This window comes from Halomonas sp. I1, from assembly GCF_032334135.1.
In the GTDB taxonomy this organism is placed as follows: Bacteria; Pseudomonadota; Gammaproteobacteria; order Pseudomonadales; family Halomonadaceae; genus Halomonas.
Genome location: NZ_JAVXUS010000002.1, coordinates 361,651 through 382,023, shown reverse-complemented (window position 1 = coordinate 382,023; position 20,373 = coordinate 361,651). Strand labels below are relative to the sequence as shown.

At 63.4% G+C, this 20,373-nt stretch carries 18 protein-coding genes; 15 read left to right on the top strand and 3 right to left on the bottom strand.

Features of this window, described 5'->3' with window-relative positions:
• Nucleotides 1–194: 194 nt before the first annotated feature.
• The 7 genes from RSO41_RS04710 to RSO41_RS04680 are packed head-to-tail and all read left to right on the top strand — an operon-like array spanning nucleotide 195 to nucleotide 9,147.
• Nucleotides 195–3,893 carry an ATP-binding protein gene (locus RSO41_RS04710; protein WP_315617916.1) on the top strand — a complete coding sequence of 1,233 codons (3,699 nt, stop codon included), beginning with the start codon at nucleotides 195–197 and terminating at the stop codon, nucleotides 3,891–3,893.
• Nucleotides 3,890–4,516 (top strand): condensin complex protein MksE, encoded by a 627-nt coding sequence (locus RSO41_RS04705; RefSeq protein WP_315617915.1) that lies wholly within the window; start codon nucleotides 3,890–3,892, stop codon nucleotides 4,514–4,516. The genes RSO41_RS04710 and RSO41_RS04705 overlap by 4 nt, the downstream gene beginning before the upstream one ends.
• A complete protein-coding gene (locus RSO41_RS04700) occupies nucleotides 4,513–5,757 on the top strand; it encodes a hypothetical protein (protein ID WP_315617914.1) in 1,245 nt (414 codons plus the stop codon). The genes RSO41_RS04705 and RSO41_RS04700 overlap by 4 nt, the downstream gene beginning before the upstream one ends.
• Nucleotides 5,754–6,650 carry a hypothetical protein gene (locus RSO41_RS04695; RefSeq protein ID WP_315617913.1) on the top strand — a complete coding sequence of 299 codons (897 nt, stop codon included), beginning with the start codon at nucleotides 5,754–5,756 and terminating at the stop codon, nucleotides 6,648–6,650. The genes RSO41_RS04700 and RSO41_RS04695 overlap by 4 nt, the downstream gene beginning before the upstream one ends.
• A 57-nt stretch (nucleotides 6,651–6,707) precedes the next feature.
• Nucleotides 6,708–7,496, top strand: a complete 789-nt coding sequence (locus RSO41_RS04690) for a 5-oxoprolinase subunit PxpA (RefSeq protein ID WP_315617912.1) — start codon at nucleotides 6,708–6,710, stop codon at nucleotides 7,494–7,496.
• A complete protein-coding gene (pxpB, locus tag RSO41_RS04685) occupies nucleotides 7,493–8,209 on the top strand; it encodes a 5-oxoprolinase subunit PxpB (RefSeq protein ID WP_315617911.1) in 717 nt (238 codons plus the stop codon). Before RSO41_RS04690 ends, pxpB begins: the two co-directional genes overlap by 4 nt.
• The gene (locus tag RSO41_RS04680; protein WP_315617910.1) at nucleotides 8,206–9,147 is read left to right on the top strand and encodes a biotin-dependent carboxyltransferase family protein; all 942 of its coding nucleotides are present in this window, start codon (nucleotides 8,206–8,208) and stop codon (nucleotides 9,145–9,147) included. Before pxpB ends, RSO41_RS04680 begins: the two co-directional genes overlap by 4 nt.
• Nucleotides 9,148–9,280: 133 nt before the next feature.
• On the opposite strand, the gene RSO41_RS04675 is transcribed toward RSO41_RS04680, so the two are convergent.
• Nucleotides 9,281–9,496 (bottom strand): ribbon-helix-helix protein, CopG family, encoded by a 216-nt coding sequence (locus tag RSO41_RS04675; RefSeq protein ID WP_315617909.1) that lies wholly within the window; start codon nucleotides 9,494–9,496, stop codon nucleotides 9,281–9,283.
• 115 nt (nucleotides 9,497–9,611) lie between these two features.
• Here RSO41_RS04675 and RSO41_RS04670 point away from each other — a divergent pair, with 115 nt between their 5' ends.
• Nucleotides 9,612–9,917 (top strand): HigA family addiction module antitoxin, encoded by a 306-nt coding sequence (locus tag RSO41_RS04670; RefSeq protein WP_315617908.1) that lies wholly within the window; start codon nucleotides 9,612–9,614, stop codon nucleotides 9,915–9,917.
• Nucleotides 9,918–10,114: 197 nt separating this feature from the next.
• Here the strand turns inward: RSO41_RS04670 and csiR are convergent, their stop codons facing one another.
• Nucleotides 10,115–10,801: a DNA-binding transcriptional regulator CsiR gene (gene csiR / locus RSO41_RS04665; RefSeq protein ID WP_315617907.1), complete on the bottom strand. Its 687-nt coding sequence runs from the start codon at nucleotides 10,799–10,801 to the stop codon at nucleotides 10,115–10,117.
• A gap of 233 nt (nucleotides 10,802–11,034) precedes the next feature.
• On the bottom strand, nucleotides 11,035–12,576 hold the full coding sequence (locus RSO41_RS04660) for an alkaline phosphatase D family protein (protein WP_315617906.1): 1,542 nt from the start codon (nucleotides 12,574–12,576) through the stop codon (nucleotides 11,035–11,037).
• Between the two features lie 516 nt (nucleotides 12,577–13,092).
• Here RSO41_RS04660 and RSO41_RS04655 point away from each other — a divergent pair.
• From RSO41_RS04655 to cysN, 7 genes are all read left to right on the top strand, one after another.
• Complete coding sequence (locus tag RSO41_RS04655; RefSeq protein ID WP_315617905.1) at nucleotides 13,093–14,856, top strand: SLC13 family permease; 1,764 nt, start codon at nucleotides 13,093–13,095, stop codon at nucleotides 14,854–14,856.
• Between the two features lie 150 nt (nucleotides 14,857–15,006).
• Nucleotides 15,007–15,450 carry a nucleotidyltransferase substrate binding protein gene (locus RSO41_RS04650; protein WP_315617904.1) on the top strand — a complete coding sequence of 148 codons (444 nt, stop codon included), beginning with the start codon at nucleotides 15,007–15,009 and terminating at the stop codon, nucleotides 15,448–15,450.
• The gene (locus tag RSO41_RS04645) at nucleotides 15,450–15,767 is read left to right on the top strand and encodes a nucleotidyltransferase domain-containing protein (RefSeq protein ID WP_315617903.1); all 318 of its coding nucleotides are present in this window, start codon (nucleotides 15,450–15,452) and stop codon (nucleotides 15,765–15,767) included. The genes RSO41_RS04650 and RSO41_RS04645 overlap by 1 nt, the downstream gene beginning before the upstream one ends.
• 153 nt (nucleotides 15,768–15,920) lie before the next feature.
• A complete protein-coding gene (gene cysQ / locus RSO41_RS04640; protein WP_315617902.1) occupies nucleotides 15,921–16,748 on the top strand; it encodes a 3'(2'),5'-bisphosphate nucleotidase CysQ in 828 nt (275 codons plus the stop codon).
• 207 nt (nucleotides 16,749–16,955) lie between these two features.
• Nucleotides 16,956–17,870: a sulfate adenylyltransferase subunit CysD gene (gene cysD, locus RSO41_RS04635; protein ID WP_315617901.1), complete on the top strand. Its 915-nt coding sequence runs from the start codon at nucleotides 16,956–16,958 to the stop codon at nucleotides 17,868–17,870.
• Between the two features lie 82 nt (nucleotides 17,871–17,952).
• Nucleotides 17,953–18,297: a four helix bundle protein gene (locus RSO41_RS04630; protein ID WP_315617900.1), complete on the top strand. Its 345-nt coding sequence runs from the start codon at nucleotides 17,953–17,955 to the stop codon at nucleotides 18,295–18,297.
• Nucleotides 18,298–18,372: 75 nt separating this feature from the next.
• Nucleotides 18,373–20,286, top strand: coding sequence for a sulfate adenylyltransferase subunit CysN (cysN, locus tag RSO41_RS04625; protein ID WP_315617899.1), 1,914 nt, complete (start codon nucleotides 18,373–18,375; stop codon nucleotides 20,284–20,286).
• The last annotated feature ends 87 nt before the right edge of the window (nucleotides 20,287–20,373 follow it).

The window sequence follows — 20,373 nt, the reverse complement described above, 5'->3', positions numbered from 1 at the left end:
TAGAGGGCCAAAGCGAGTTGCCCAGAGTCGATGGATGCAGGCTCCGGGGGCAAGCCTAAGCGAGGGTCCTTTGCCATGGATGGCAAAGGTAGCGCCCAGGGAGGGGTTCACAGCGCCCTCGCGATGGCTTGTCCCCGGTGCCCAGCGCCGGATGACATGGGCTCTTCGGTTATCAGCGAGAATCAAGGACGCGCATGGCCCACCTGTTACGTATCGTGATGATTCACGGTCACCTGGAAGGCGTCGTCGAACTGGATGTCGATGGCCACACCAATATCTGCGGCACCAATGCCTCCGGCAAGACCACCCTGCAGCGCCTGGTGCCGGTCTTCTACGGCGAGCTGCCCAACAAGGTCGTGCCGAAGACACGGATGAAGTTCGATGCCTTCTATCTGCCGCATCGCAACAGCTACCTGATCTACGAGTATCGTCGCGAGGCCGGCAATGTCTGTCAGGCCGTGTTGATGCGCAAGAAGGAAGGCGGGCTGGAATACCGCTTCGTCGGCGCACCGTATCGCCCCGAAGACTACCTCGTGGAAAGCGACGACGGTGTCGTGGCCCTGGCATATGGCGACTGGCTGGCCGGATTGCGCCGTGCCAGCATCGACTTTTCCTCCAAGCTCGAGGCGACCTCGGAATACCGCTCGGTGATCCAGAACGACTTCACCCAGCAGCAGGGCAATCGACGCCAGGCCCTGAAGCTTCGCCAGATCGCCGCCCGGTTCAGCCTGGTCAAGCCCGAGCGGCGTATCCGCCATATGGAGAAGCTGATCTCGGCGGTGCATGCCAAAGAAGGCAAGATGGACACCCTCAAGACCATGCTGGCGGCGATCTTCGAGGAAGACGGCGTCGAGCTGCCGGTGACCCGAATCCGCAACACCAAGGCCCGCGAATGGATCGCCCAGATGCGCCAGTCGATGCGCCTCGAGCCGCTTCAACAGTCGCTGGCTCGCCTGGAAGAAGTGGATCGGGATATCGCCGACCTGGAGACGACACTGTGGCAGCTGGGGCCCCAGCTGGACGCAGACCGTCACCGGGCCGAGCGCGTCCTGGCCGACACCGAGGCCGAGCTCAACACGCAACAGGAAGCCTTCCAGGCCCGCGAGCGCGAATACGAGCAGGCGCGTGACGCGCTCAATGACCGCATCAGCGAGCTCGCCAGCGAGCTGGACCGCACCCAGCGCAGCCTGAACGACCTTCAGCAGCAGTACGAACAGTACGCCGACGCCGATATGCCGGCCCTGGAGCGGGATCTGGCCGAGCTGCCCCAATGGCGTGAACAGGTGCAGCAATGGCAGGAACACCTGGCGGTGATGGAAGAGGCCTCCGCCGCCAACCGCTCGCGCCTCGACGGCCGCCTGCGCGAGCTCGCCGATCACCTGGCACGCCGCACCGATGAAATCCAGGCGCTCATCGACGAGCTGGGCGACGAAAAGTCGGCCCGCAACGAGCAGCAATGGGCCTCGGAGCGCGAGCTGGACGCCCAGTACCATACGCAGCGCGCCGACCTGGACGCCGCCTATCAGTCACGGCTCGAGCAGAGCATCGAACGCCTGGCCGATCTCAAGGCACAGCTTGCCTCGACGGCCCAGTCGTCCGAGGAAATCCAGGAAGCCGAGCTGGCCCAGGCTCGCGTCGACCAGGCGCAGAGCGATCGCAACGGCGCGGCCAGCCGGCTCGAAGGCCTGCGCCGCGAGCACGAGACCCTGCGCCGCGAACGCGACGCGGCAGAGCAGGAACGGGAAAGCGCCAAACAGCAGCTCAATCGCGCGGAGCAGCGCTGGCAGGAACTCCAGCGCCAGCGCGATCCCGCCGAGGGCAGCCTGCGTCATTTCATGCGCTACCACCGTCCCGGCTGGGAGCACCAACTGGGCAAGGTCATCGCTCCTGAACTGCTCGAGCGACGCGATCTCTCCCCACGGCTGACGGAGGCCGAACACGACGACCTCTTCGGGGTATCGCTCGACCTGGCCGCCATCGAGCTGCCCGACCACGCCCGTGACGAGGCGAGTCTCAATGCCGCCATCGAGGCCGCCGAGGTCGAGTACGCCCGGGCCGAAACCGATCTCCAGGCCGCCGAGAAACAGCTCAAGGCCTGCCACGAACGGGTCCAGGGCATCGAGGAAACCCTCGGCCAGGCGCGTCTCGCCCTGAAGCATGCCGATGACGAAGTCGAATACGCCCTGGATGCCCGGCATCAACTCCAGGAACGTCACGTCCGGCAGCAGACAGAGCGCCGGCGCGTCGCCGAAGAGGCACTGGCCAATCAACAGGCTGCCGACCAGGCCCTGCGCGATGAGAAACGCGAAGCCCTCGACACCCTCGATCAGACGCACCAGGCACAACTCCTGGAGCTCAAGGCCGACGGCCAGAGCCAGCTGGCGAGCTTCGACGCCCGCATCGAGCAGCACCGGCGGCAGCTCGAGGACCTCAAGGCCGAGCATCAGCGTCAGTGCAAGGAACTGGAAGCCGCCTTCGACCAGGAACTGCTGGACCAGGGCGGCGATCCGGAAACGCTCAGATCCACCCGTGGACGCATCGCCGAGCTGCAGGAGCGGATTCGCGTCACCGAGAATCGTCGCGAGGAACTCGACGCCTACAGCCGCTTCATGCGCGTCGAATGGGGCGAGCGCAAGCCGCAGCTGGTCGATCGCGAAGCGACCCTGACCCGCGACAAGCAGAGCGCCCAGCACCAGCGCGAGCAATGCCGCAGCGACTTCCAGGCTGCCAAGGTGGCGCACCAGGAAGCGGCCAAGTCACTGAAGGCCCGCCGCGACAACGAGCGAGAGATCATCGAGGCCCTCAAGCCCTTGCTGGGGCAGATCGAAGGGCTGGGCCTGGCGCCCGCCAGCCAGCCCGATGGCGAGGTGCCCGGTGACGTGCACGAGCGCATCGAGCGCACCCGCCAGGCCCTGACCAATCGTGGCCGTGAACTCGAGACACTGCGCAAGGGCTGCGAGCAGGTCGAAGGGGACCTGATCAAGGGGGCCAGCCAGGGCTTCGTCGATACCCTGCATGCCGAGCGAGCCAAGCTCGGCGGCCACGGCGACGAGCAGGGCGTCAGCCCGCGCCGTCAGTTGCCGCTGTTGCGTGGCATGCTCCAGCTGCTCGAGGACCAGCAGCAGCAATTGATCCAGCAAGGGCGCAACCTCGGCGCGGACCTGGACAAGTTCTTTACCGTCTTCCGCGATCTCAACCGGCGCATCAGTGCCCAGAGCCGCCGCTTGTCCGAAGAAGTCGCCGACGACCTGCGCCTCGACGGCATCGGCAAGGCCGAAGTGCGTATCCAGTCGACCATCGACGAGCTGGGCTTCTGGGAGCCGCTCAAGCGTTTCGCCCAGCTCTACCGCGACTGGGAAAACTCCACTCAGAGATTGCCCGGTGACGACTACCTGGACGCCCTGGCCGATGTCGTCGACCTGCTGCGTCACGACCAGCAGTACAGTTTCGAGAGCCTGCTGCGCCTCGAGCTGCACCTGAACGAGGGCGGCACCGACCTGTTGATCAAGAGCGATCGCCAATTGCTCGAATCCTCGAGTCACGGCATGGCCTACCTGATCCTGTGCAAGTTCCTGCTGGCCTTCACGCGGCTGCTGCGCGGGCCCTCGGAGATCGCCATCCACTGGCCCATCGATGAGATCGGGACCCTGGCCTACCACAACGTCGAGACCCTGTTCGACGCCTGCGACAGCAACCGCATTCATATCGTGGGGGCCTTCCCCAACCCGGAATCCGACGTCCTGCTGCTGTTCCACAATCGTTACCTGATCGACCGCGACGCCGCCCAACCCAATCGGCGTCGCCTGAAACGCATCGAGCCGCGCCTGAGCCGCCTGGCCGAGCGCCTGCAGGAACGCACGACCGCACGCGCTGACGAGGAGGTGCCGTCATGATCGAACATGGTCCGCTGCTGGAACGCCTGCTGGCCGGCGAGTTCATCTGCCAGGTCAGCGATGACAGGGCCTTTCGCCGCCTCGCCGACGACGACGTGCGTGAGCAGATCGACACCTATCTGCGTCCGCTCAATCGCCGGCTGGCCACCAACACCGAAGGCAGCGTCTACTTCCTGGCCTGGCGGCAGCTCAACGACGAGGCGCGCGAGCAACTGTCCCGGCAACTGGGCGAGACTCTGCACAGCCTGATGCCGATGCTCGAATGGCTCCAGTTGATGCAGGAAGCCCTGGGGCACGATGCTCTGGTGGCACCCGGTGATGTACTCAAGCCCGCCGAACTGAGCGCCCGCTGCGAAGACAACCAGAGCCTGCGCGAACAGCTCGAGCGTCTCGCCGGCGACAGCTTCTTCGGCTCCCAGAGCGAGCAGCTCGATGCCCAGATGAAGCAGGTCTTCAAGCGGCTCAAGGAACACGGCTATCTGCTGCAGCCCCATGCCGACCGCCAGGTCTACCTGGTCACCGGCAAGATCGACTACCTCGTCGACCTGGTGCGCTTCATCCGCGACGAAGAGAAGCTTCCCGTCGACGACGAGACGCCCAGGGCGCAGGAGAGCTTGCTGTGAGCGACGATCACGAGCTGGAAAGCCGGCTGATCACCACCGGCGTCGAGCGACTGGCGCTGCTCGGCAAGCACGCCGATGCCCTGATGCAGGGGTACAGCCGTGACGAAGTGCCGCTGGACACGCTGAGCGAGACGGCGCTGCGCCGCCTGCTGGCCGCGCGCATCGTCTGGCGTCCCGACGACCAGGGCGGCGTCAAGCTGGCGCCCCGGGTGCGCGAATTGATCGCCGAGATGCTGGCCGACGAAACCCGTCGCCAGGTCAATGCCGATGTGGGCGAGACCCTGGAACTGCTGCGCACCCTGGTGCAGAGCTACCGCGAGGCCTTGAGCCAGGGAGAGCACTGGCGGCAGGAACAGCAGCTGCTGCGCCTGCGTCAGGCGGTGGATGACCTCAACGGCCGCTTCGCCGACGCCATCGACAGCCTATGGCAGCGCCTCAACAGCGACTTCGGCTTCGTCAGCCGTCTCAATGACAAGATCCGCGAGAACGACCGGGCCCAGAAGCAGATCGTGCGCCTGCTGGACGGCCTGCAACTGATCGACTTCAACGAACTGATCGAACTGGTCGGCACCGATGGCGCCCTGCGCAAGCTGTTGATCAGCCAGTTGCAGCGTCAGCTCAGCCAGCATTACACCAGCCTGCGAGAGGTACAGAGCCGACTCACCGAACTGATGGCGCGCTTTCGCCAGCAGCAATCGCGCAGTCGGCTGGTCAGCGGCATGGCCGCCTTCCTGCGCGAGCACCCCCATTTCATGCCGGGCAACTATGCCCGCCGCAGCGAGGTGCCGGAACTGATCAACCAGGCGACGCCATTGACCGCCGCCGCCGCACCCGCCCTGGACCACGAGCCGGATACCCGGCTTCTGACCGAGCTCGTGCACGAGTTGCCGGCGCCGGTCCACAAGCCTCAGGAGGTCGCCGCCGCCAGGCCCGCCGAGGTCGAGGAGCAGAGCCTGGTGGCGGCTCGCCAGCAGGCGCTCAAGCAGGACGTGGAAAGCTTTTACCTGGCGGTGATCGACCATTCCGACCCTGCGGGCATCAGCGCGCTCGCCTACCTGCAGGAAAGCGACATGGAGTGGGGCGAGGAAATCTGGCTCTTCCAGGTCATCGCCGAATACCAGGGCCTGCCGCGCAGCGAGCAACGCGCATTCCGGCTCCATCAAACGGAAAGCCCCGCCAGCCGCTTCAACGACCTGCGGCTGATACACGACGTGACCCTGCAACTGGCGAATACGGCATGACCGATGTACTGAAGAACCGCACGCATGGCTGGCTGAGCGAGATTCACGACAAGCTGCGCCGCCAGCCCTATGTCGAGAAGAATGACGAGCTGGCCGCCACCCGGGAGTTCATCGCCTGGTGTGACCAGCACGGCCTGGACCTCGAGCTCTATCGGCGCCACCGGACCCTGCGTTTTGACCGGGAGTTGATCGCCAGGGTGCAGGGGCTGCTCGAAAGCCTCGGACATCCGCCGCTGGGCACGAGCACCCGGGGCAAGACGACCGCCGAACAGGCCACGCTGAGCGATCTGGAAGACAAGGGACGCGGGGAGCGCCCGCGTACCCATCGTGTACTGTTGAACACCGCCACGGTGGGCACTCGGCCGGGCATCGTGCAAGGTGATCGCGAGATTCTCGATGTCGACTGGCGGGACCTGGACCTGTCGGCCTTCGATGTCCTGGTCATGGTCGAGAACCTCGACAGCCTCCATGCGTTTACACCCGATATCCAGGCGCTGTCGGCGTACCGGCAGCCGCTGGTGGTGTATCGTGGTGACACGCATTACGGGGGAGGCTTCAGCCGGCTGGCCAAGGCCTGGAGGGCCGGCGGAAAGCCCCATCTGGGACTTGGTGACTTCGATCCTCGCGGCGTGGGTATCGTCCTCGGCAGCGGGGCCATGCAAATGCTGTTGCCACCCCTGGAGTGGCTGCGCGAACATGCCACACAGCACCATGTGCCCGCCGAGCAACTGCCGGATCAGTCCGTACTGCGCAAGCATCGCGAGCAGTTGCCGGATTCGCATCCACTGCGTGGCTACCTGGCGTTACTGCTCGACGAGCAGCGCGGGCTCAAGCAGCAATGGTTCGGCGACACCCTGACGCCCATCGGCCTCATGGCACTGACCCCGGACTGAACGGCAAACGCTGAATAAAGGAAGCGCTGAACAAATCGCCGAGCGTAAGGACCATACATGCAACCTCTGCTCCTCAATGCCGACATGGGTGAGAGCTTCGGCGCCTGGACCATGGGTCTGGACAGCGAGGTCATGCCCCATGTGGATCTGGCCAATGTGGCCTGCGGTTTCCATGCCTCCGACCCGGACGTGATGCGTGAAACGGTTCGCCTGGCCGGGCGCCATGGCGTGACGGTGGGCGCACATCCCGCCTATCCGGATCTGACGGGATTCGGGCGGCGTTCCATGGCCTGTTCACCCGCCGAGGTCGAGAACCTGGTGCTCTATCAGGTCGGTGCCCTGGCCGGTATGTGCCGTGCCGAGGAGCGCTCGCTTGGCTACGTGAAGCCCCATGGCGCTCTCTACAACGACATGATGCGCGACCATGCCATCCTGGCCGCCGTGATGCGGGCCCTGGCGGCCTTCGATGCCGGCTTGCCCCTGATGGTGATGGCCACCCGGGACAACAGCGCCGAACGGGAGCTGGCTCGCCAGCACGGCGTGACGCTGTGGTGCGAGGCTTTCGCGGATCGCGCCTACGATGGCCAGGGGCGCCTGGTCTCGCGTCGCGAACCGGGGGCGGTGCATCACGAGCGCGACGTCATCGTCGACCAGGCCCGCCGCATCGCCCGGGGCGAGCCGCTGACCGCCACCGATGGCAGCCAGCTCGTGCTGCAGGCCGACACCCTCTGCGTGCATGGCGACAACGCCGAATCCATTGCCGCCATCGCCGCGATTCGTCAGGCACTGGTCGCCGAGGGCAGGGCACCGGAAGACGGCCACTCGACGGAGGACGGGCCGTCATGAGCGCCGTGCTGCCGAGGATCGAGCCCGCCGGCCTGGACGGCTGGATGGTCCGGCTGTTCGCTGCCATCGACGAGGCCAACATGCCCTGGCTGACCGCCCTGGTGCGGCGTTGCGAAGCGAGTTTCGGCGATGCCCTGGTGGACCTGGTCCCGTCCTACACCACGCTGCTGGTAGTGTTCGACCCGCTGGCCATGGCGCCGGAAGAGGCCCGGCAGCGACTCACGACCCTCCTGGCCGACCTGCAACCCGACGAGGCGCGTGACGACGCCGAACCCCGCGAGCTGCCGACCTGGTACGACCCCTCGGTGGGACCCGAACTCGAACGTCTGGCCGAACGGGCCAACATGAGCATCGAACAGGTCATCGAACAGCACAGCCAGGCCGAATATCGAGTCTTCGCACTGGGCTTCGCGCCAGGCTTCGCCTTCATGGGGCGGGTCGACGAGCGCATTGCCTGCCCGCGACTGGAGACGCCGCGCCGACGCGTGCCCAGGGGCAGCGTGGCCATCGCCGAGCGTCAGACATCCGCCTACCCGCTGGTATCGCCGGGTGGCTGGAACCTGGTCGGCCGAACCTCGGCGGTGCTGTTCGACCGCCACCGCGAGGGCTTCAGCCTTCTCGCCGTGGGCGACCGGGTACGTTTCGTGCCCGTCTCGCGGGTCGAGTTCGAACGGCTGGGCGGTGACACCCGGAGCGTGGAGGCGAATCAATGAGTGACGTGAAGACGCGCTTCGAGGTGCGTCGTGCCGGGCCGCTGGCGCTGCTGCAGGACGCCGGGCGCTTCGGCGTACGGCGCCTGGGCGTTACCCAGGGCGGCCCCGCCGACCCGCATGCCTGGGCCTGGGCCAATCGTCTGGTCGGCAATGCCTGGGGCGCTACCGCGCTCGAGGTCACGATGGGTGGCCTGGAACTCGATGTCGCTCGAGAGACCGTCATCGCCGTGTGCGGCGCCGATCTCGGCGTGACCCTGGAGGGACACTCCCTGCCGCTCTGGGAGAGCGTGCGAGTCCGCGCGGGACAACGGCTGGCGTTTGCCCAGCCGGTCAACGGGCTGCGGGCCTATCTGGCCGTTGCCGGTGGTGGCTTCGCCGCCGAGCCGGTCCTCGGCAGCACCGCCTGCGTGCCTCGCGAGGGGGTCGGCGGCCTGGATGGCCTCGGCCACAAGCTGGAAGAGGGCGACTGCCTGGGAGCCGAGACGCCGACGGGCATGCCGGATACCGGCCGGCGTGCCCCCGACGACGTGCGGCCCGACTATGCCACGACGCCGAGACTGGCACTGCTGCCGGGTGCCCAGATCGCCGAATTCGAAGGGCGCAGCCTGTATCAGGCCTTCAATACGGCATGGCGAGTCGATGAACGGGCCGATCGCATGGGCGTGCGCCTGCGGGGGCCGCAATTACGCTGCCGACTCGGCGGCATGGTCTCCGAAGGCATCGGGCTCGGCGCGGTACAGGTACCGCCCGACGGCCAACCCATCGCGCTGCTCAACGACCGCCAGACCATCGGCGGCTACCCGCGCCTCGGCGCCCTGACACCCCTCGCCTGCGGACGACTGGCGCAATGCCTGCCAGGGCAGGACGTGCACCTGGTCGCAACCTCGCGGGAACGCGCCCACAACGAACACCGGCGCTTCCGCGCCGGCTTTCGATAGCTTCTGGACACCAGCCCCGGACGTCGCCAAAGCAGGAGATGCTGAGGCACTTTTCGTACACTAGTGCTGCATAAATCGCCGAGCACCGCGTAACGAAGCGATTTGCATGCGCAGGCATTTATGCAGTGCTTCCCTAAATGCCGAGCCCGCTCTCACGTAACAACTGATCGATCGACAGCGCCGACTGCGGCCGGCGAGGGGCATCCTCGAACATCAGCTCGGTCTCGAGCTCATCGACACCCTCGCTCACCAGACGCTCGATCAACTCGGCCTTGGAAAGGCCGGTGCGCTCGGCGAGGCGCTCCAGACGGGTTTCAAGCCCTTGGGAAAAACGCAGAAAGTGCGGCATGGGGCAGTCCTCCTGGCACGATGATGCCCAGTATACCCCGACGTTGTGACAAAACCTTGACGGCCACCTGGTAGGTGTTCGAAAAAGTATCACCGGGATCAACGAGGGTACGACGATGACTGACCACACTAACAACCAGGAGTGGCTTCCCAATATCCACCCTGGCGAGATCCTGCTCGAGGAATTCATCGAACCGCTGGGGCTGACCAAGAACGCCTTGGCCACTGCAATCGATGTACCGGCAACGCGTATCGGGGAATTGACCCGGGGCCGCCGTGCCATCACGGCCGATACTGACCTGCGATTGTCTCGTTACTTCGGCACCAGCGAAGGCTTTTGGCTCCGGCTACAGAATGCCCATGACCTGGAGAAAGCACGCCGGGAAGGGAGCTATCGTGCCATCAAGCCGCGCGCTGCCTAGGTCACTATGGCCGTCAAGAATAGCTGTGCATTCAGTGCATGATGACGCCAGGATGGTCACGCGCCTGCCTCGCCCATAAGATGCAAGGGTCGCCGCCGATGTGAAGGCGGCTCGGCCATACGTTTTGTCTTTCGGGTGTTGACCTTGGGGTTACTTCCAGCTTCCAGCCGCGAAGCGGCGCTCTTCAAGCTTTCCGCTCACGCCAACCCCCGCCGCTCCATCACTTCCAGGATGATCGGTACCGGGGTCATCAGGTGGTCGCGCATCATCCGGCAGGCGGTATCGGTGTCGCGAGCCAGGATGACTTCGACCAGGGCGGAGTGCTCCTGGCGTTTGCGCTCCAGGGCGTCGTCGGAGAACACCGTCTCGCATAGCCACAGATGTCGATAGCGCTCGACCTGATCGAAGAGGTTCTCCCGAACCTGCAGCAGGTGAGGGGAGTTGCAGCCGGTGGCAATGGCGGTATGGAAGGCCTTGTGCCGGGTATCCCAGATATCGAGCATCTCGTCGGGGCCGTTCACCTCCATGACCTTGGCCAGGGTATGCGCCTTGGCGAGAACGTCGGCCTCCCAGGCATCGTCACCCCGCTGGATGGCCAGCTCGAGCACCAGCCCCTCGAGCTGCGCCCGCGCATCGTAGAGATCGGCGAGCTCTTCCCGAGACATCGGCGCGACCCGATAGCCGCGCTGGCTGATGGCCACGACCAGGCGCTCGGCGACCAACTGCGACAACGCCTCGCGCAAGGGGCCGACACCCAGATCGTAATGCTGCTTGAGACGGCTCATCAGCAACTTCTCTCCGGGCTGGAAGACCCCGCGAATGATGTCGTGCTTGAGGCCGCGATAAGCGCTGATACCGAGATTCTGTTTGGGAGTGCTGTCCATCGTCCTGCCGATTCAAGGAACTGAACCGGTATGATACTCGAAGACATCGCAGCGGGAAGAGAGGGGGGAAGCTGTAAGCTATAAGCCGTAAGCTGTAAGTAACCCCAAGGTCAAAACCACCGCAGATAGCAGAGAGACTTTGGGGTTGCTGTTGACCTTTCTTACAGCTTATAGCTTACGGCTTACAGCTCCTCGCCTCGCCTTGGCTTACAGCTTACAGCTATGTTCAGCTTCTAACTGTTTTGCTCCGGTGCCAGTTCCTGCGTATACAGCGCATTACCGGCGGTGTCTTTCAGGGTGACGGTCAGCGTCTCGCTTTCGCCGTCGAGGTCGACCTGGCCGAAGAACTGGTAGCCTGCCGAGGGCGGCAGGTTGGCCTGGCCGTCGGGCGGTGCCTTCTGGAAGACGACCTTGGGGCCGAAGGTGGCGTCGAGGTCGTTGGGGCCGAAGGTGCCGGCATGCAGGGGGCCGCTGACGAATTCCCAGAAGGGCCGGAAGTTCTTGAAGGCGGCGCGTTCCGGCGAGTAGTGGTGCGCGGCGGTGTAGTGCACGTCGGCGGTGAACCACACCACATTGCGGATATCGTTGTCGCGAATGGCCTCCAGCAACCGGGCGATCTCCTGCTCCCGGCCCAGCGGCCGGCCGGGCTCGCCGTTGGCGACCGCCTCGGCATTGTCGCCGTCGGCGACCATCAATCCCACCGGCATGTCCGAGGCGATGATCTTCCAGGTCGCGGTGGAGCCCTTCAGGCTGTCGATCAGCCAGTCGATCTGCTGGCGGCCGAGCAGGGTGGCGCCATCTTCCTGTCGGTTGGCGTCGTTGTGCCCGCGGAAGCTGCGCATGTCGAGCATGAACACCTCGAGCCCCGGCCCGTAGGGGAAACGGCGATGAATCCGCTGGGGCGCCTCGGGCTGCTGCCGCAACGGCATGTACTCGAGGAAGGCCTGGCGAGCCCGGGCCGAGAGCAGCGAAACGTTCGTCTCGGTGTAGCGCGGGTCGTCCAGCACTTCACCGGGATACCAGTTGTTCACCGTCTCGTGGTCATCCCACTGGGCCAGCATTGGCACCTCGGCGTTCAGGCCCCGCACATTGGCATCCATCAGGTTGTAGGCATGCTGGCCCCGATACTCGTCGAGGGTCTCGGCCACCTTGCGCTTGGCCGGCGTGACCAGGTTGCGCCAGGTGCTGCCATCCGCCAGCTCGACGCTCTCCTTCAGGGGACCATCGGCATAGACGGTGTCGCCGGAATGAAGGAAAAAGTCCGGACGCTGCTGACGCATGGTCTCGTAGGTGGTCATGCCGCCGCGTGACTCATCGATGCCCCAGCCTTGACCAGCGGTATCGCCGGACCAGACGAAGCGCACATCGCGCTTTTGAGTGGAGGGCAGGCGTAGCTGTCCGGCAACGGGCTCGCTGACGGCTCGATGATCGCCAAGGGCCGCGAAGCGTACCCGATAATGCAGGGTGTCCATGCCATCGAGCCCGGTGACGTCCAGCTTGGCAGTGAGGTCCCGCACAGGCATGGTCTCGGGGCCACGCAGGTGGCGCGCGCCCTTGAATTCGGGATTGTCGGCGATCTCCAACAGCATTCTGGAAGGACGGTCGGCACGCGACCAGATCATGGCGCGATCCGTCAGCATGTCACCGCTCATCACGCCGGAAGTGATCACCGGGCGGCGCGTCTCGGCAAGTACGATGGCGGGCGCGGCCATGGTGGCGCCGAGCGCCACGCCACCCTGCAGGCCAAGGCCCAGTACCTGGCGTCGTGTCAGCATGTCATCGGTCTCCTCGGGTTTTTATCGGCAATCGGGAGCCTAGGCGAAGTGGATGACAGTTATATCGCCATCTGATGAACCTTGGGTCATCGCCAGTATTGTCAGCGAATGGAGACAATACAAAGCGCGCGGGTCATGTGTTGAGATAAGGGGCGATACAGGATGGCGAAATAACAGGGATAGCGGATCCCCGGGGCTGTGAAACAGAATGTTGAGCCAGCGCCCGGCCCGGAAGCGGGCCACGGTGGCAATGAACACCGACATCGTTAGGCAGGTTACAAAAAATGACGTGCCGATCAGAGACTTCCGCGCCGCCTCTGGGTCGTTAACTGCGTCTTCCGGCTGGCCGTCACCGCCGTAAATCCATAGAATGTCAGCCGAACTGCGCTATGGTGCGCAGCTACTGGACCCCGCAGGAAGCGGCCATACAATTCAACGCGACAGGGCAAGGGAAATCGCCCGGAGCAATCCCGGGGCGGTAGCGTGCCTCGGAGAAACCTGGAGTCTTCTATCACCATGGCAATGGACGCCTGGCTCAGTACATTCAGTGTGATCGCCGTCCTGGTGGCTCTCGCGGCCACGCGCATCGCGGCAGATGCCATCCTGATGGCGGCGATGGCATTTCTGGTGGTCAGTGGCGTGCTCGCGCCCGCCGAGGCCCTGGTCGGTTTTTCCAATACCGGCGTCATGACCATCGCGGCCCTCTACGTGGTCGCCGCCGGGCTCAAGGAGACCGGCGCCGTGCAATGGGTGGCGAATGGCCTGCTGGGCCATCCTGATACGCTCAAGAAGGCGCAACTACGGGTCATGCTGCCCGCTTCCAGCCTTAGCGCCTTCATGAACAACACCACCGTGGTCGCCATGTTCATCCCGGCGCTGCAAGAGTGGTCCCGCAAACTCAAGATGCCGCCTTCCAAGCTGCTGCTGCCGTTGAGCTACACGGCCATTCTCGGGGGCACCTGCACCCTGATCGGCACCAGCACCAACCTGGTCGTCGATGGCCTCCTGCAGAGCGAGAAGGGCGTGGCACTGGGCATGTTCGATCTGGCCCAGGTCGGCCTGCCCATGCTGCTGGTCGGCGGAACCTTCCTGATGCTGTTCGCCGACCGCCTGCTGCCGCGTCGCGAAGGGGTGATCGAGCAGCTCGACCTGGCACGCGAGTACAGCGTCGAATTCGTGGTCAACGACGGTGGCCCGCTGGCCGGCAAGACCATCGCCGAAGCCGGGCTGCGTAACCTGCAATACGGCTATCTCACCGACATCGAGCGCGATGGCCGCCTGATGACCGCCGTGCCGCCCGATACCCAGCTCGAAAGCGGCGATGTCCTGGTCTTCATCGGCGCGCCCGAATGCGCCCGCGAACTACGCCAGGTGCGCGGCATCAGCCCCGGCAGCGACGACATCCACAAACTCGACGTGGCCAATCATCACCGCTGCCTGGTGGAAGCCGTGATCGGCCCGGATTTCACCGGCGTGGGCCACACAGTGCGCGAAGCCCGTGTGCGATCGCGCTTCCAGGCGGTGATCCTGTCGATCTCCCGCCAGGGGCGCCGGCTGCCCGGCAAGGTCGGCGACATTCGCCTGCAGACCGGCGACACCCTGCTGATGGAAACCGGCCACGATTTCGTCGAACAGTACCGGTACCGCCGGGACTTCCTGCTGGTCAGCGCACTCAACGACTCCACGCCGCCCAGCTTCCACAAGGCACCGATCGCGCTCTGCGTCCTCGGTGCCATGGTGCTGGCCGCCGGTGTCGGCCTGTTGTCGATCTTCGAGGCTGCACTGCTCGCTGGCGGCGGCATGCTGATGACCGGCTGCATCACCGTCAGCAAGGCACGTCGCTACATCGACATTTCCGTGCTGACCGTGATCGCCGCCTCCTTCGCGCTCGGCGCCGCCATGACCAGCTCCGGCGCCGCCCAGATCATCGCCGGCGCGGTGGTCAGCGACAGCATGTCGCCCTGGCTGGCCCTGGCCGTCGTCTACCTGCTGACGACGCTGTTCACCGAGATCATCACCAACAACGCCGCGGCGGTGCTGATGTTCCCCATCGCCATGTCGGTGGCCGACCAGCTCGGCGTCAGCTACATGCCATTCGCCATCGCCATCATGTTCGCCGCCTCGGCCAGTTTCATGACCCCGCTGGGCTACCAGACCAACCTCATGGTCTACGGCCCCGGCGGCTACCGACTGCTCGACTACCTGCGCCTCGGCGCACCCCTCAGCCTGCTCGTCGGCAGCACCGCAGTAGGGTTGATACCGTTGGTGTGGGCATTTTAGTAACGAGCTACGAGCTACGAGCTACGAGCTACGAGCTACGAGCAACCCCAAAACCTGAAGAGTGCCACTGGAGCTAGGTTTTCGCAGCTCGCTTCTCGACGCTCGCAGCTGGGGGTCGAGGCTCGCATCTGAGGGCTAAGGAGAAAGAACGTGACCGGTTCTGATATCCGCTGGCAGCAGCGGTTTGCCAACTTCAAGAGGGCGTATGCTCAGCTGGCGGGTGCGTTGGCGTTGATGGAGCAGCGCAGCCTCAGCGGCCTCGAGAAGCAAGGCACGATACAGGCGTTCGAGTTCACCTATGAGCTGGCCTGGAACCTGCTGCGCGACTACCTGACCTGGCAGGGTACACAAATGATCTCTGGGTCGCGCGATACGATTCGCGAAGCTTTCAAACTGGAGCTGATCAGTGACGGTCATGCCTGGATGGCGATGCTGCAGGATAGAAACCGGACCGTGCATACCTATAACGAGGCCACTGCCAATGAGATTCTCGAGCACCTGAAGAATCGTTATGGCGTGCTTTTTGAAGAACTCAACAACACTTTCGACGAGCTGGAAGCCAATGAAAGTCGCCCGCCGGGGGGTGAGGTATAATGGCAACTCGGTTCGGGCTTTCAGAAGATGACATCGCCAGGTTGTGTGGCGTATTTGAGCGCTACCCAAAAATAGACCAGGTGCTGCTGTATGGTTCCCGAGCCAAAGGAAATTACCGACCCGGCTCTGACATCGACCTGACTATCATCGGTGAAATTGACTGGCAGATGTTCAACCAGCTCACCACCGAACTCGATGACTTGCTCTTGCCGTACCAGATCGACCTATCGATCTACCAGCATATCGATAACGACGAACTGAAAGCGCATATCCAACGCCATGGGCAAGTGATGTACGCACGGCCCGGAAGCCTCTAAGCCCCCTAAGCCGTAAGCTTTAAACCGATTTCTCAGCTGTAAGCTTTAAGCCGTAAGCTGTAAGCAACCCAAGGTCAAAACCAACCCCGACAGGTTTTGGGGTTGACGTTTCTTACAGCTTAAAGCTTACAGCTAATAAACAAGGAGACTCTTTTGACCCATTTCGTAACGGACGATATTCGCGATCGCTTGCTTGCCGGTGTCGAGGCGGCGGGGCGCGAGGTGCTGGAGATCTACAACCGCACCTTCCAGGTGGAGACGAAGGAGGACGACAGTCCTCTGACCGAGGCGGATATGGCATCTCATCACGCCCTGGTTGCCTTGCTCGAGGCCGTCACGCCGGAGGTGCCGGTGTTGTCCGAGGAATCTGGCGACATCCCCTATGAGACGCGCCGTACCTGGGAGCGTTACTGGCTGATCGATCCGCTCGACGGCACCAAGGAATTCATCAAGAAGAACGGTGAGTTCACGCTCAACGTGGCCCTGGTGGAAAACGGTGACCCGGTGTTCGGCATCGTTCACGCCCCGGTACTCGACACCACCTGGTTTGGACAGGTCGGCCAGGGCGCCTGGAAGATGGAGAAGGGCACGTCCCACCGTATCGAAGTGCGCGCCCTGCCCGAAGCGGGTAACGAACCCTGGAAAGTCGTCGGCAGCCGCTCCCACGGTGCTGAAGCATTCGAAGCCTTCTGTGCCGGCCTGCCGGAACACGAGCGAGTCTCCATGGGCAGCTCGCTCAAGCTGTGCTTGGTCGCCGAAGGGCAGGCGGACCTCTACCCCCGTCTCGCCCCCACCAGCGAATGGGACACCGCCGCCGCCCAGGCCGTCGTCATCGCCGCCGGCGGCGAAGTCCTCAACGCCGAAACCCTCGAACCCCTGCGCTGCAACCAGCAGGATTCCGTGCTCAACCCATGGTTCATCGTCAGCGGACAACGTGACGAACGCTGGGAAACCGCGCTGCGCGCGAGTTTCAAGAGATAAGAGAGAAGAGGCAAGAAATAAGAACAACCCACACCACCCCGAAGTTCAAGACCACGTTGTTCTGGTTTTCGGGTTTGCTTCACTCTTAAAGGCGCTCAGCGCCGTTCTTATTTCTTCAAGCGGCGTAGCCGCGTTCCCCCGGGAGCGCGTAGGTGCGTTCTTCTCTCTGGACCTTATGCCAATTCCCGACCCAACGGACCGACCGATATGGAAATAACCCCCGAACGTCAGACTCACCTCAAACAGCTCGAGGCGGAGTCGATTCACATCATTCGCGAGGTGGCTGCGGAGTTCCGTAACCCGGTGATGCTGTACTCCATCGGCAAGGACTCCTCGGTGATGCTGCATCTGGCCCGCAAGGCCTTTTACCCCGGGACGCCGCCGTTCCCGTTGATGCACGTCAACACCACCTGGAAGTTCAAGGAAATGATCAAGTTCCGTGACCAGATGGCCGAGGAGGCCGGCATGGAGCTGATCGAGCACATCAACCAGGAAGGGGTGGAAGCCAACATCAACCCCTTCGATCACGGCAGTTCCAAGTACACTGACGTGATGAAGACCCAATCGCTCAAGATGGCGCTGGACAAGTACCAGTTCGACGCCGCCTTCGGCGGTGCGCGCCGCGACGAAGAAGCCAGCCGCGCCAAGGAGCGCGTCTTCTCCTTCCGCGACAAGCACCATCGCTGGGACCCCAAGAGCCAGCGTCCGGAGCTGTGGAACGTCTACAACTCCAAGGTCAACAAGGGCGAGTCCATCCGCGTCTTCCCGCTTTCCAACTGGACCGAGCTGGATATCTGGCAGTACATCTACCTCGAATCCATCCCCATCGTCCCGCTGTACTACTCCGCCCTGCGTCCGGTCGTCCACCGCGACGGCATCGACATCATGGTCGACGACGACCGCTTGCCGCTCGAAGAAGGCGAAGTCCCCGAGGAAAAATGGGTCCGCTTCCGTACCCTCGGCTGCTACCCCCTCACCGGCGCCGTGGAATCCAAAGCCACGACCCTGCCCGAAATCATCCAGGAAATGCTCCTGACCAAAACCTCGGAACGCAGCGGCCGCGCCATCGACCACGACCAAGCCGGCTCGATGGAGAAGAAAAAGAGGGAAGGGTACTTCTGAGGCGCGAAGCGCCTCAGAAAGCCGTAAGCTGTAAGCTTTAAGCTGTAAGAAAAACAGCAAGCTTGATGCTGGGAGGGAACCCATGAATTTTGAGCGGCTGGAAGTATGGAAGCGCTCTGCCCGTTTGTCTGCAGAGCTATATAAGTCACTTTATGGCCTTCGAGATTTTGGTTTTCGTGACCAAATCACCCGCTCAGGGCTTTCAATTCCCAGCAATATCGCCGAAGGAATGTCTAGACGTACCAAAAAGGACAAGAGCCATTTTCTGGTAGTCGCCAGAGGTTCGTGTTCGGAGCTACGAACTCAGGTTTATATTGGCATGGATATTGGCTACATCGGCGAGCAGCAAGGACGGCAGTGGATACAAGAGACCCGTGAAATTTCCTCAATGCTCCATGGGTTGCTGAGTACTCTGGATAACGAATGAATCGATAGCTGGAAGCCGGGGTTGTGGGGGTGACTTACAGCTTACGGCTTACAGCTTACAGCTAGGATGTTAGCTATGTCCCATCAATCAAGTTTGATCTCAGACGACATCGAAGCGTATTTGAAGGAGCATGAGAACAAGGATCTGCTCCGTTTTATCACCTGCGGTAGCGTCGATGACGGTAAGTCGACGTTGATCGGTCGGTTGCTGCACGATTCCAAGATGATCTACGAGGATCAGTTGGCGGCGATCACGCAGGCGTCGAAGACCAGCGGGACCACCGGGGATGAGGTGGATCTGGCGTTGCTGGTGGATGGTCTGCAGTCCGAGCGGGAGCAGGGCATCACCATCGATGTGGCGTATCGCTTCTTCTCGACCGACAAGCGCAAGTTCATCATCGCCGATACGCCGGGGCACGAGCAGTACACCCGCAACATGGCGACCGGGGCGTCCACGGCGAGCCTGGCGGTGATCCTGGTCGATGCGCGCCATGGCGTGCAGACTCAGACGCGCCGGCACAGCTTCATCGCCGATCTGCTGGGTATCCAGCACCTGGTGGTGGCGATCAACAAGATGGATCTGGTCGACTACTCCGAGGCGCGCTACAACGAGATCGTCGAGGAATACCAGGACATCGCCAACAAGCTCAATGCTCCGGATATCCGCTTCGTGCCGATGTCGGCGCTGAAGGGCGACAACGTGGTCAACAAGAGCGAGGCCATGAGCTGGTACGACGGCCCGGCGATGCTCGAGCTGCTCGAGACCGTCGAGATCCGTCACGACCAGAACCTGCGCGACCTTCGCCTGCCGGTGCAGTACGTCAATCGCCCGAACCTGGATTTCCGCGGTTACTGCGGCACGCTGGCCGCCGGCGTCCTGCAGCCCGGCCAGGCCGTGCGGGCCCTGCCTTCCGGCAAGACCTCCAAGGTCGAGCGCATCGTCACCTGGGACGGCGATCTCGACGTCGCCTATCCGGGATATGCCGTCACCGTGACCCTGGAAGACGAGATCGATATCTCCCGGGGTGACTGGATCGTCGCCGAGGATGCCCAGGTGCCGCTGGCCACCAGCTTCGAGGCGGACATCGTCTGGATGCACGAAAAGGCCCTGGAGCCCGGCAAGCTGTACGACCTCAAGCTCGCCACCCGCGACATGGCCGGCAAGGTCAAGGCCATCGACTACCAGGTCGACGTCAACACTCTCGAGCAGCGCCACGCCGATCACCTCGACCTCAACGCCATCGCGCGCTGCCAGGTGGAGCTGACCGCACCGGTGCCGGTGGACGACTACCGCACTAGCCCGGGCACCGGCAATTTCATCATCATCGACCGCCTCACCAATATCACCGTGGGCGTCGGCATGATCCACCAGCCGCTGGAAAGCGAGCTGCCCTACGAGTTCCGCGACAACGACAGCAAGGCCAACGTGGTGTGGAACCGCACCAGCGTCACCCAGGCCATGCGCGAGCAGCTCAACGGCCACGAAGGCAAGTGCGTCTGGCTGACCGGCTACTCCGGTTCCGGCAAGTCGACCCTGGCCAATGCCCTGGAAGTCGAGCTCAACCGCCGCGGTTACCACACCATGCTGCTCGACGGCGACAACATCCGCCATGGCCTGTGCAAGGATCTGGACATGGGCGAGGAGGATCGTGCCGAGAACATTCGCCGGGTCGGTGAAGTGGCTCGCCTGTTCGCCGAGGCCGGGGTGATCGTCATCACCGCCTTCATCTCGCCGTTCCGCTCCAATCGTGATGCGGCCCGCGAGCTGTTCGACGAGGGCGACTTCATCGAAGTCCACGTCGATACACCGCTGGATGTGTGCGAGCAGCGCGACCCGAAAGGCCTCTATCACAAGGCTCGCGAAGGGCGCCTCAAGGACTTCACCGGGATCAACAGCCCCTACGAAGTGCCGAAGAACCCCGAGGTGACGGTCAACACCGAAACCATGAGTCAGCAGGACATCATCACCCACTTGCTCAAGGCCTTGTAAAACCTTGTTGCAAGGTTGTTCGAGAACGGCCTTCTAGAGCGGCCCTTCGAGCAGAGCCTTGCAAACCGGGGCCTGGAGTGGCGCTTC